Raw genomic sequence first — 12,008 nt, 5'->3', positions numbered from 1 at the left:
GAAAATCAACAGGCAAATTTAACAGAGCAAAGAATATAGAATATATGAATTACATAATTTGAGTGTGGAAGGATTTATTATTTTTCTATTGGCGGTTTAACTTTATTTCTTATCTAGTAGTATCGGCAATTCTTTCCTATTATGAATAATTTTAATGAATCAAATATGGATTAGGGGGATTAACTAAAAAAAGCCGTTCGTGATAAAACACGAAGGCTATTCCGCAGTACATGCATATATGGACATTGGTTTTACTTGCCGGTGCTTAATGGACTCCTGCAGCAAATTCACTTCAGAGTGTATGAGTGATTTAAGCTTGTCCGGCATTTCATCGATTAAAGACATCTCACCGTGATATTCTTGTAAGAGGTAATCAATTTCCCACTCGGCATCCTGCAGCCCAGGTGAAAATAGTGAGGTTTCTTTCTGAATCGTAAAGCCGGCTTCCCTGGCAATACGCTTAGCATCATCAGGAGTAAATAGCGTCCGCACATTAGAGTCACTATCATTCTTAAAGCTTTCATACTGTGCTTGTATCAGGATAGCCAGAAGATGGGGGTACTGCTCTATTGAGGTAATTCTTGCATCCCACTCGGCAAAGCATAATTGCCTTCCCCACTTGCGGGACCGGTTAAGCACACTTGAAAACTCTCCGGATGACTTGAAATACCAGGAGCAGTGCGACAGGATGATAAAGTCAAAGTAGTTATCCGGAAAATCCACGCCGGGAGATAATACATCAGTTTCAAAGTCGAATGTAATCCGGTTTCCAAGATATGATTTTTTCAGGAAATCAGCAGAGGCTCCAAGTGTAGCCGGCGCTCCGTAATCAGGAGAAGCGATGTCAACTCCATGCACAAAGCCTGTTTCCCCGGCAAGATAGGCAAGTACTGCTGTGGTATCTCCCTGGCCGCAGCCAATTTCGAGCACCCGGCTGCCTTCTTTTATTCCCCAAAATTGAGCCAGCTTAATCCGGTGCTCCGTCTGGACTTTCTGTATACTTGAATTTGTAAGCATGCATTTTGTGATTTTATCCAGTGTGTTTTGCTCCATTTACATCACCTCTTCTGTATTTCGGACATTAAAATAGTTCTCGAACGAAGGGCTTAATTCCTTTTTTGATGGATTAGTATTTGGTGCCGCCTAGAATTCGAGGCGGGGCCAAATGAAAAGTAAACGGAGGCGATTAGATGAATGTGGATGGAAACGGAATGGTGAAATTAAAGGTGTATGAGCAGGGTGACTTTCCGGCGCTCCTTCAGTATGTCCTTCCGGCTGAACAGGCCATATACACATCCATGCCTGCTGATGCCGTAAAAGTATGCAGGGACGGTGAGGATAACCTGGCTGTTCTTATAACTGAGGATGAGATGCCAGCTGGATTTTTTATTTTAGATTATGGAACAGAGGCGAATGTCTATACGGGGAATGAAGAAGCGGTGATCTTTAATTCTTTTTCCATTGATCAGCGCTATCAGGGGAGGAAAATAGCGGTGCAGGCGATGACATTATTGCCTGGATTCGTAAAACAGATGATACCTCAAAAAAATGAAATTCTTCTGACCGTACATCATACTAATATTCCGGCCCGTAATTTATATGAAAAGTGCGGATTTAAGGATAATGGAATTAAATTTGCTGGAGAGTCGGGGGAGGAGCTTGTTTTTCATCGACCTTTAAAAGAACCCGAAAGTGAAAAATTGGTATAAATATGGAATTGTTATATGATAAAATTAGATAGCACAATGATGAAATGTTGAGAGGATGATACGATGTTTAAGAAAATTGCTGCTGATGCACTGGGATTATCTGATATCGGTACAATTATTGCCCCTTCTGATTACGATAAAACGGATGCTGATGATTATGTTATGCATGAAGATAACGAGAAAATATACTTCTTAATCAAAACTAAAGCAGATGAATATTGTTTTACCAATCTAGCAATCATTCATGTCGATGGCGCGAATGCTGTGTCTTCTAAAAGAGTACTGAAGCGGTATCCTTATTTACAGCATAAAATTTCCAGTGTGTTCTTAGAAACTGCCGGCAAGATTGATATGGATGTTGAAATCAAATTCATGGCGGGCAAGGAACAATTCGACATAGACGTCCGCAAAGACCAGATCGAACAATTAAAGGATCTCTATAAATCCCTTCTCCGCATTTCTGAATTATCCTATGAAAACAGTCTTTTTATTGATATGGCTTCCCAAAGCCTGGACAAAGCTGTGAACATCCTGCAAAACTCGAGAACGGAAGATCATAAATTGGCAGATACATATAGAGACCTGACTGATTTTGGCTTTACCTGGATGACAAGTGTCCACGAACAGTACCATATCAAGGATTATGGAGAAGTTTTTGAGAAATATATCAATAATTGATTCAAAGAAGCCCATTCCAGCAGAATGGGTTTTTCAGTCATGAAACAAGTGTTATTTAGCATTGAAAATCTGAAGCTGCTTTGCTTTTCTATTAATCCTCCTGGTGTTATTATAATATTTAAAATATATAATCAATTAGAGAGAGTGGAGGAAAGAGCAGATGAAGTATCGCCGACTGGGAAGGACTGGCTTAAAGGTGAGCGAAATCAGCTTAGGAAGCTGGCTTACATATGGCAATTCAACCGAAAAAAATAAAGCGGTTTCAACAATCGAAGCTGCCTACAGCTTAGGCATCAACTCCTTTGATACGGCCAACGTATATGCAAGGGGAGAAGCAGAAAAAATTGTAGGAGAGGCCTTGCGCAGGTATCCGAGGGAGTCCTATGTGCTGGCAACAAAGGTCTTCGGAGCGATGGGGGATGGGCCAAATGACAAAGGTCTATCAAGAAAGCATATTTTCGAACAGCTGCATGGCAGTTTGAAACGGCTTCAGCTGGATTATGTGGATATCTATTACTGCCACAGGTTTGATACGGAAACACCGATTGATGAAACGCTTCGTGCACTTGATGATATGGTACGCCAGAGTAAAGTGCTGTATGTAGGGGTAAGTGAATGGACAGCTCAGCAAATTCAGGCTGCACTTGGAACGGCAGATCGATACCTGCTGGACAGAATCGTTGTCAATCAGCCAAATTACAGCATGCTCCACCGTAATATTGAAAAAGAAATCATTCCAGTCAGCTCACAAAGCGGCATCAGCCAGATTGTATTTTCTCCGCTTGCACAAGGCGTGCTGACCGGGAAATATAAAAGAGGCGGTGACCTGCCGGATGAAAGCAGGGCAAGTGACCCGAAAGCCAATATGTTTATGGAACGGCTTCTTTCTGATGAGGTGCTCCTGAAGGTAGAGCAACTTGAAAAAACAGCGAAGGAGCTGGACATTAGCTTATCACAGCTTGCGATTGCCTGGATCCTGAGGCAGCCGAACGTTGCCAGTGCCTTGATCGGAGCAAGCAGGCCAGAGCAGGTCGAGGAAAACGCAAAAGCGGTTGAGGCACATTTACCAGATGAAATTCTAAAAAAAATTGATACAATACTGCAATGAACGAAGCAGCCGGGAGATGATCGATCGTCCCTGGCTGTATTTTATTTTTTGGAGGGCTTATCATGACGCTGAAAATCGGATTTATCGGGTTCGGCAAAAGTGTAACACGCTATCATCTGCCATATGTCTTAATTAGAAGAAATCTGGAAGTCAAAATGATATATAAGAGAAGCAAAAAGGAAGAGCAGGAAAACCAGTATAAAGGCCATGGAATAGAATTTACTGATGATCTGCATCAGTTGCTTTCTGATGAAGAAATCCAGCTGGTTTCTATCTGCACGCCGCCAGACACTCATTATGATTTTGCAAAGCTGTGCCTCGCCCATGGAAAGCACGTTCTGGTGGAGAAGCCTTTTACCGAAACAGCTGAAGAAGCAAGGGAGCTTCTGGATCTTGCAGCGGAAAAAAACCTGGTCATCATGCCTTATCAAAATAGAAGATTTGACAGTGATTTTCTGGCGATGAAAAAAGTGCTTGAGGACGGATATACAGGTGACATAGTTGAAATAGAATCTCATTTTGATTATTTCCGCCCCCATGCTCCTGATCAGAAAGGAAGCCGCTATGACGGGGTTTGGTATGGGCTTGGTGTTCACTTGATTGATCAGGCTGTCTCTCTGTTCGGGAGACCGCGTGCGGTGTACTATGATATCCGTTCAGTACGCACCCACCATAATCCTAATGATTATTATCATGCGGAGCTTTATTACGATCATTTCAAATACATTGTTAAAACGAATCATCTAGTCAAGAGTCCTTACCCTTCCTTTATTCTTCACGGCAAAAATGGAAGTTTTGTTAAATATGGAATGGACAGGCAGGAGGAGTTTCTGAAAGAAGGGAAGGCCCCGCAGGATAAAGGGTTTGGAGAGGATGAACCTGATATGTACGGAGAGGCCACGTATCTGGATGGGTCCGGGCAAGACAAAGTACAAAAAATTGCCTCGCCCAAAGGAGATTATGGCATGGTATATGATACCATGTACAGCACCATTGCCAGCGGTCAAAAGAAATTAGTCAGTGATGACGATATCATGACCGTTATGGAAATTCTCGAAAATGGGCTGAACCCTGAAAATCCTGTGATCAAGCCACTATCATGATAGCTCGAGTGAGGATGGAAAAGTGCAATGGCCCCGCCTTCGCCAAATGCTTTGATAGCCACTCATGCTATCTGCCCTGAATTTATGATAGCTTTTCAATTTGAATTTTATTTGTCAGCTGCATAAATGATTGTAAAGTTTTTAGGAGAGCTTAATAAATAGGAAGCAGGCAGATGAAGTTTTTTTTAACGAAAAAGACGAAAAAAAGGACTTTGTTCCCGGATGTTTGCATTTCATAAATGATGCCGTCTTGCGTTTTCTAGTATAAATTTCCTGTTTTCCTTATCATGCTTTGCATTTACAGGATATTCACTTCCACTTAACATGTTTCTATTACAATGGGGGTATCAATGGAAGGGAGAGAGGAAATTGAAAAAAACGATGAAAAAGGCAGGATTGCTTATTATGAGTGCAGGCTTTATTTTTCAGGCGGCAGGTATTCATGCTTCCGCTCACCAAATACATGAAAAACACGAAAAACACAACATTGCACCAGTGTATGAAAATAGAGTGATTACCATTTCTCACAGGGGGGCATCAGGTTATGCGCCGGAGCATACTCTTCCTTCCTATCAGTTAGGCAAGGAATTGAAGGGTGACTATATTGAGATTGACCTGCAAATGACCAAGGACGGCCAGCTGGTTGCCATGCATGATGAAACAGTGGACCGCACAACGAATGGAACAGGAGCGGTAAAGGATTTTACACTGCAGCAGCTTAAAAATCTGGATGCCGGCTCATGGTTCAATAAGAAATATCCTCAATATGCAAAGCCTGGATATGCAGGGTTAAAGGTACAGACACTGGAAGAAATACTTAAGGAATTTGGAAGTGATTCCAACTATTATATAGAAACGAAGTCTCCTGATGTATATCCGGGTATGGAAGAAAAGCTTCTTCAGCTCCTGGAAAAATACAAGCTTACAAGTAAAAACCCTAAAACAAGCCATGTTCTTATACAATCCTTCAGCAAGGAAAGCTTGCTGAAAGTACATGAAATGAACAGGAAAATCCCGCTGATCCAGCTTTTATCCTACAGCAAGCCAACTGTCATCACGGATGATGAGCTTGAAGGGATCAAAAAATACGCCATTGGGATAGGACCTAGTTTTAATGGCATCAGCAAGGAATATGTGGAGAAAACAAAGAAGCACCACTTATTTATTCATCCATATACCGTGAATGATGAAGCTGATATGAAAAAAGCGCTCGAATGGGGAGTGAACGGAGTATTTACCAATTTTACGGACCGCTTTAATGACGCTATAAAGGAATTTAATGCTGAGAAAGAAAACGATAATGAAAAAGAACATTCACAAAGAAAATAAATACCAAAAGCTGATCTCTGAAAAGATCAGCTTTTTTTATTGGTTTTTTAAAGTACATTGTACGGTGCTGATTGAAGCCGAAGGCCAAGACTTCTGCGGGTTGTGGATGCTCCGGAACTATCTTCGAAAAGTGAATATCTGCAGTGAAACAGCAGACGAGAATTCAGTATCAAAAAAAGGCTTGAATTTTTACTTATAGTTTTGTAAAATTTAATTGTACACAATTAAAATAAAAAAACGAAAAGAGGAACTATATTATGACTGAACCATTATTTACTGCATCTGTAACTGCTGTTGGCGGACGTGAGGGAAGAGTGGAATCATCGGAAGGTAATTTAACATTAGATATCGCTATGCCGGGCACTCCAAGGAAGAAAAAAATTCCTGATGCTACAAATCCTGAGCAGCTTTTTGCTGCTGGATATTCTGCATGTTTTGACAGTGCGCTGCAGCTGATTGCCAGAAAAGAAAGAGTCTCCTTTGAATCCGAAGTAACTGCTAACGTGAGTCTTGTAAAAGATGAAACGGATCAAGGATTTAAATTAGCGGTAAAATTGCAGGTGAAAGGCAGCGGGATCGAAAAGGGTCAATTAGAGGAGCTAGTGCATAAAGCACATGCATTCTGTCCATATTCCAAGGCGACAAAAGGTAATATTGAAACAGTGCTGGAAGTTATCTAATACAATGAAGAAGGGTGCCTTAACCAGGCACCCTTCTTCATTGAAAGTGAGAGAGGATATTTTTCGATACCTTATTTCGTGCTGCCAGAACGATACAACTTTGACCGACGGGCAATTTACTTATTCATTATTTTTATGCAGCATATTCAGCAGCTGAAAAAGAGAAGCTTTTAGGGATGTGTATTCTTCCTCGCTGTTCCCGCTCAATTCAAAGATGCGGCCGGGGATGGAGGCAGCTTTTTGCTTGAGTTGCATTCCTTTTTCTGTAATCCCGACGATTACTGAGCGTTCATCCTCGGGAGAACGTTTCCTTTGTAGCAGCCCATTCTGTTCCATTCTCTTTAGCATAGGAGTCAGAGTACCGGAGTCCAAATAAAGCAGTTCTCCCATTTTTTTCACCGTTAGCTTTTCCTGGTCCCATAGCAGCAGAAGAGCGAGATATTGGGGATAAGTTACGTCCAGTTCTTCGAGCAAGGGCTTATACTGCTTCGTCATTTCCCTGGAACTGGCATATAGAAGAAAGCAAAGCTGATTTTCCAGCTTTAGTTGTTCGAAATTATCAGACATTATGTCACCATCTTTTTATTTTCTTATTCATTGACCACTTAATTACTACTATAACCGCTATTGGCCATTTAATAAAATAATTCGCTATTCAATAAGGAGATTAACATGATAGCTGGCTCAAATTTTGGGTATATACTTATTACACAAAATAAAGGAAGGTGAAGGGCATGGAGGTTATCATCAAACCGGCTGCCGCAGCCCAATTAAAGATTATTGAATTTAAGGAAAATGAAGGAGTCAGGATTGAAGCCATATTTGTGGGCAGTTGTTCTTTATATGCAGAACATGATCTGCGCATTGACCAAAAAGGACCACAAGATGACTTATTCATTACGGAGGGAATTCCAGTTTTGATTTCGAAGGAAAGCCAAAAGCATCTTTATCATAAAATCTCCCTAGACTACAGTCCAGCCCTCGGCTATAAGCTTTCTTCGGATGAAGAAACCTATCGCTATAATCTGCAGCTAAATCATAAAAACAGCTAAAGCCTTTTATTCAGGCTTTTTTTGTTTATCTTCCCTTTTTTGTAAGCGGAACATTGTGCAGCTATACAATTTCAGCCATAGTTTCCGATAAAAGTATAGAATGACGATGGTATACAAAAATTTCAATGCTGAATAATGGGAGAATATTATCATGAAATTAGATTATAAAAGTAAAAGCTGGTGCTGGCCAGTTTTATTATGCATAGCAGCCATTCTGCTGGCGATGCTAAAGGAAATATGGGAAGCAAGGTTTCCTGAAAAATGGCTGTATTTTCAAATAGTTGAACTTATCATTATAATTGGCAGCATTATATTGCTGTATGTATTGTTTACTGGCCACAAAAGGACCACAGGGGAATTAATAACAAGCAATCAAAAGCTGAACAGTATTTTCGGCACGCTGGATGTTGCCATCTGGTCACATGATATGAAAACGGACAAGCTTTTGATTTCTGCTGGGATAGAAAAGCTTTACGGCCGTTCCCTGGATGAGTTTTATAGAGACCATAGCTTATGGAAAAAAGTAATCTATAAAGAGGATGAATATGTTTTAAAAACGAGGGAGGAATCATTCAACGCACGCCAGCCCGCAACGAGTGTTTATCGGATTGTCCTCCCTGATGGAGAAATCCGGTGGATCCAGGACCGGGGGATTCCAGCATTTAATGAAGACGGACAGATGATCAGTTTTACCAGTGTTTTGCTCGACATCACCCTCCGCAGGGAAAGCGAAGATCGCTACCGAAGCCTTGTTGAAATGTCTCCGGATATTATCGCAGTTGTCAGCCGCGGTAAATTAGATTATATCAACGATACAGGCAGCAGGCTGGTTGGTGCCGGCAATCCGCGTGAGCTTATAGGAAAGCCTGCGGTACAATTTGTCCCATCTCAAACGCTGGAGTCGGTGAAAGAAAAAATCCTGGGCGAATGGAACAAAGAAACGGAAAAGCTCAGATTTGAAATTGAGGCAGTCCGAATCAACGGGGAAGTTATGGACGTGGAGGTATCGGCCATGCCGATTATCTACGAAGGAAGGCGGGCGTGGCATATCGTCGGGAGGGATATTACAGAAAGAAAAAAAACGGAAAAAACGATTCAGCATATGGCCTACTATGATTCCCTGACTGGGCTGCCCAACCGCAATATGCTAAACCGCAAGCTGAATAGCATATTGAACAATCCGGGAGATAAGTCTTTAGCTGTCATTTTTCTTGATTTGGATCGGTTTAAGCTCATCAATGATACAAAAGGACATACAACTGGGGATCTTTTGCTGCGCAAAGCCGGAGAGCGGCTCACGTATTCTGTACAGAACGAAGGGGTGGTTTCGCGGCAGGGAGGAGATGAGTTTCTTATCCTGCTGGAAAATACGGATAAACAAAAAGCGGAGAAAGTTGCACGGCGGATTTTAGATTCTTTTGCTCCTCCCTTTTATCTGGATATGGAAGAATATTTTATCACACCAAGCATTGGAATCAGCTTGTGCCCTGCTGACGGTGAAGATCAGGATACACTGATCAAGCATGCTGACAATGCCATGTACCTGGCAAAGGATGCGGGGAAAAACACCTTTAGATTTTATTCCCGCGATTTGGATAATATGTCCATGCGGAAGATGGAGCTGGAGAAAGGGCTAAGAAAGGCATTGGAGCAGAAGGAATTTTTTCTTCAATATCAGCCTCAAGTTGAGCTGGGGACGGGAAAGGTTATTGGAGTTGAGGCCCTTATCCGCTGGAGGCACCCTGTGCTTGGCATTGTTCCGCCAAATGAGTTCATTCCTTTGGCGGAAGAAACAGGGCTGATCGTGCCGCTTGGAGAATGGGTTTTAAAAGAAGCATGCAGGCAAAACAGGTGCTGGCAGAAAGCGGGGTGTACGCCAGTCCCTGTAGCAGTCAATATTTCGGTGCGGCAGCTGCAGGAGGACTCATTTATCGAAATGCTGCAAAAAATCATTGCTGAATCTGGACTGAGTCCTCAATATCTTGAATTGGAAATTACAGAGAGCATCATGCAAAACATAGAAAGATCCTCTCTTATTCTTAATGAGCTCAAGAAACTGGGGCTGGCCTTGTCTATCGATGACTTCGGGACCGGGTATTCTTCATTAAGCTATTTAAAGCATCTTCCCATTGACCGGATCAAAATTGACAAATCCTTTATTGATGACATTATGGACCCGTTGAATCACGGCTCCATAGTAAAGGCAATCATAGATATGAGCCTTAACCTGCGATTTGAAGTTATCGCTGAAGGAATTGAAAATGCCGAACAAGTGCATTTTCTTCTGCAGAATTCCTGTGAAATCGGTCAAGGATACTATTACAGAAAGCCTTTGGATGCAAACGAGATAGAACATTTTCTGCTAGAAGATCATAGTTTTCTTCCTGCTACTCCAGAGATAACTAAAAAAGAGCGCTGAAGCACGTAATTGTGCCCAGCGCTTTTTCCATGAATTATGACCTGGATTACAAAGCGGTAATGATCTACATATGCGGAAATAACCCATGGACACCTTCTGCAATCATTTGGATAGCCATAACAGCAAGGATAAGACCCATTAGCCTGGAAATTACATTCAATCCGTTTTGTCCAAGCTTGGATATGATCGAAGTAGAATAATAAAAAAGAACAAAGGTAATGGCAAGGATTAATGTAAAACTGATCAATACGGTCAATAGGCTTGAAACTGAATGTGTGGAAGTGTGAGCCATGACCGTTGCAATCGTACCTGGTCCAGCCAGGATAGGCAATGCAAGAGGAGTAATAGATATATCATCCTGCTGCTTTGCATCTTCCTGCTCTCCTTCGTGGAGGGTTTGGGCCCTGGAATTTTTGGCATGCAGCAGATTATAGGCTATTCCAAAGATTAAAATGCCGCCTGCTACACGAAAAGCATGGATAGTAATTCCAAAGGCAGAAAAAATCAAATTCCCTAAAACCAGAAAGACAGTAAGAATGATAAAGGAAATAATCGCGGCCTTTCTTGCCGTCCTGCGCTTCTCACTGACAGAGTATCCATTTGTTAATGTAATGAATATGGGGATATTTCCAAGCGGGTTCATGACTGCAAAAAAAGAAACAGTCAGCTTTAAAATGAGAGCCAGCAACAGATACACTCCTTTCCTTGATGTACGAAATTTTTCCCGATGAACGGGCAGAAGCCTCCTAATTCTATACAGGGAGCAGCGAAGAAGTATAGATGGAAAAGAATTGACTTCGGTGTCCTTTTCATTCAACTAGCTATCAGCAGAGTTTCAGAAAGAAAATCAGTAATGGGAATTTCATTTTATCTTACCCAATCCGTCCTTAAACCTAACTGTAATATCCAAAATTTTTAAAAACGATTCCGCTTTCCTGCTGCGAAAGTCTATAAGTTTGTTCCCTTTTTGCTCCCTCTTCCAAGCAGCGATGGGAGCTTTTTGAGTCTTGCGGTACTCTTTTTTTGCAATGAAGAGCTTTCATGAGATTGCATTGCCAGCTGGCGGATTCCTTCGCCAAGAGCAAAGAAAGACAGCATGGGAAAAATGATAAAGCAGGACGCAAATATCGGTATCCATGGTGCCACTTTAATATCATTGATAATATTCGTCAGATAGATCGGCCAAACATTTGCTGTATTCACCACCCCATAAAAGGTGGGTCCTGGCCCGCCGGGAAGCTGGATGAATTTTTGGGATAGGAAGATATTAAAAATACCTAATTGCCCGATCAGAAAAAGCATGTTCCCGATATGTGTGGACAAGGAGGAGAGCCATTGCGGAAGGCAAATAGGCCAGTAGTACCACTTAAATAACCCTTTAATGCCTGTCCCGGATATCATGGCTGCTTCATAATAGGTTGTCTGGTGAATGGATTGGATGTTTTTTTCAATAACCTCCGCTATCTTGCCTGTTTCCAGAACGACCAGGATGATGAACATCCAAATGGGACGGTGCTGTGAAAAAATAAAAAAGGGAATGGTAACAATGAACATAAAAAAGAAAATCAGCGGAATGCGGGAAAATAAATAATTCCATCCCTGTAAAATTACTTTAATGTATGGAAAATGAGCTGAACTGATACCAAGCGGAATAGCCAGTGCAAATACAGCGGCACTTAATCCTGCACCTGTTAGCAAGGTGGTTTTCGTGCCCAAAACAAGGACACTGAGCACATCTCTGCCTTTCCTGTCTGAACCCAGGATAAAGTCGCGGGATGGATGGTAGGGAGGAAGATTGAAAAATGAATGAAAATAGCTTCTTGTTGTGAGATTTTCATCAATTCCAGGCAGATAAGGGCCAAAAATAATCAGAAAGAGCAAAAGTCCGCAGCCAGTTATCCCGAAAATGAAGGATTTATTAGTTTTCATT

At 41.7% G+C, this 12,008-nt stretch carries 12 protein-coding genes; 8 read left to right on the top strand and 4 right to left on the bottom strand.

What is annotated here, in order from left to right; translation table 11 throughout:
• Window positions 1-216: 216 nt before the first annotated feature.
• On the bottom strand, window positions 217-1,053 hold the full coding sequence (locus tag ACN6MY_RS22755) for a class I SAM-dependent methyltransferase (protein ID WP_419882174.1): 837 nt from the start codon (window positions 1,051-1,053) through the stop codon (window positions 217-219).
• A 137-nt stretch (window positions 1,054-1,190) separates the two neighbouring features.
• On the opposite strand from ACN6MY_RS22755, the gene ACN6MY_RS22750 reads away from it, so the two are divergent.
• The 6 genes from ACN6MY_RS22750 (at window position 1,191) to ACN6MY_RS22725 (ending at window position 6,607) form a co-directional block, all read left to right on the top strand.
• Window positions 1,191-1,709, top strand: a complete 519-nt coding sequence (locus ACN6MY_RS22750) for a GNAT family N-acetyltransferase (protein WP_419882173.1) — start codon at window positions 1,191-1,193, stop codon at window positions 1,707-1,709.
• Window positions 1,710-1,772: 63 nt separating this feature from the next.
• Window positions 1,773-2,387 (top strand): PH domain-containing protein, encoded by a 615-nt coding sequence (locus ACN6MY_RS22745; RefSeq protein WP_419882172.1) that lies wholly within the window; start codon window positions 1,773-1,775, stop codon window positions 2,385-2,387.
• 160 nt (window positions 2,388-2,547) lie between these two features.
• Window positions 2,548-3,495: an aldo/keto reductase family protein gene (locus ACN6MY_RS22740; RefSeq protein WP_419882171.1), complete on the top strand. Its 948-nt coding sequence runs from the start codon at window positions 2,548-2,550 to the stop codon at window positions 3,493-3,495.
• Between the two features lie 62 nt (window positions 3,496-3,557).
• Window positions 3,558-4,598 (top strand): oxidoreductase, encoded by a 1,041-nt coding sequence (locus ACN6MY_RS22735; protein WP_419882170.1) that lies wholly within the window; start codon window positions 3,558-3,560, stop codon window positions 4,596-4,598.
• Window positions 4,599-4,979: 381 nt separating this feature from the next.
• Window positions 4,980-5,927 (top strand): glycerophosphodiester phosphodiesterase, encoded by a 948-nt coding sequence (locus ACN6MY_RS22730; RefSeq protein WP_419884259.1) that lies wholly within the window; start codon window positions 4,980-4,982, stop codon window positions 5,925-5,927.
• Between the two features lie 257 nt (window positions 5,928-6,184).
• Window positions 6,185-6,607, top strand: coding sequence for an organic hydroperoxide resistance protein (locus ACN6MY_RS22725; RefSeq protein WP_419882169.1), 423 nt, complete (start codon window positions 6,185-6,187; stop codon window positions 6,605-6,607).
• Between the two features lie 120 nt (window positions 6,608-6,727).
• Here the strand turns inward: ACN6MY_RS22725 and ACN6MY_RS22720 are convergent, their stop codons facing one another.
• Window positions 6,728-7,174 carry a MarR family winged helix-turn-helix transcriptional regulator gene (locus ACN6MY_RS22720; protein ID WP_071352499.1) on the bottom strand — a complete coding sequence of 149 codons (447 nt, stop codon included), beginning with the start codon at window positions 7,172-7,174 and terminating at the stop codon, window positions 6,728-6,730.
• A 167-nt stretch (window positions 7,175-7,341) separates the two neighbouring features.
• On the opposite strand from ACN6MY_RS22720, the gene ACN6MY_RS22715 reads away from it, so the two are divergent.
• Both ACN6MY_RS22715 and ACN6MY_RS22710 read left to right on the top strand, forming a co-directional pair.
• Window positions 7,342-7,659 carry an iron-sulfur cluster biosynthesis family protein gene (locus ACN6MY_RS22715; RefSeq protein WP_419882168.1) on the top strand — a complete coding sequence of 106 codons (318 nt, stop codon included), beginning with the start codon at window positions 7,342-7,344 and terminating at the stop codon, window positions 7,657-7,659.
• 151 nt (window positions 7,660-7,810) lie between these two features.
• Window positions 7,811-10,078 carry an EAL domain-containing protein gene (locus tag ACN6MY_RS22710; RefSeq protein ID WP_419882167.1) on the top strand — a complete coding sequence of 756 codons (2,268 nt, stop codon included), beginning with the start codon at window positions 7,811-7,813 and terminating at the stop codon, window positions 10,076-10,078.
• 64 nt (window positions 10,079-10,142) lie between these two features.
• On the opposite strand, the gene ACN6MY_RS22705 is transcribed toward ACN6MY_RS22710, so the two are convergent.
• Complete coding sequence (locus ACN6MY_RS22705) at window positions 10,143-10,766, bottom strand: MarC family protein (protein ID WP_419882166.1); 624 nt, start codon at window positions 10,764-10,766, stop codon at window positions 10,143-10,145.
• A gap of 260 nt (window positions 10,767-11,026) precedes the next feature.
• Complete coding sequence (locus tag ACN6MY_RS22700) at window positions 11,027-12,007, bottom strand: hypothetical protein (RefSeq protein WP_419882165.1); 981 nt, start codon at window positions 12,005-12,007, stop codon at window positions 11,027-11,029.
• Between the last annotated feature and the right edge of the window lies 1 nt (window position 12,008).

Origin of the sequence: Peribacillus sp. B-H-3 (assembly GCF_048572925.1) — a bacterium.
In the GTDB taxonomy this organism is placed as follows: Bacteria; Bacillota; Bacilli; order Bacillales; family DSM-1321; genus Peribacillus.
This window is presented reverse-complemented; position numbering and strand designations above follow the sequence as displayed.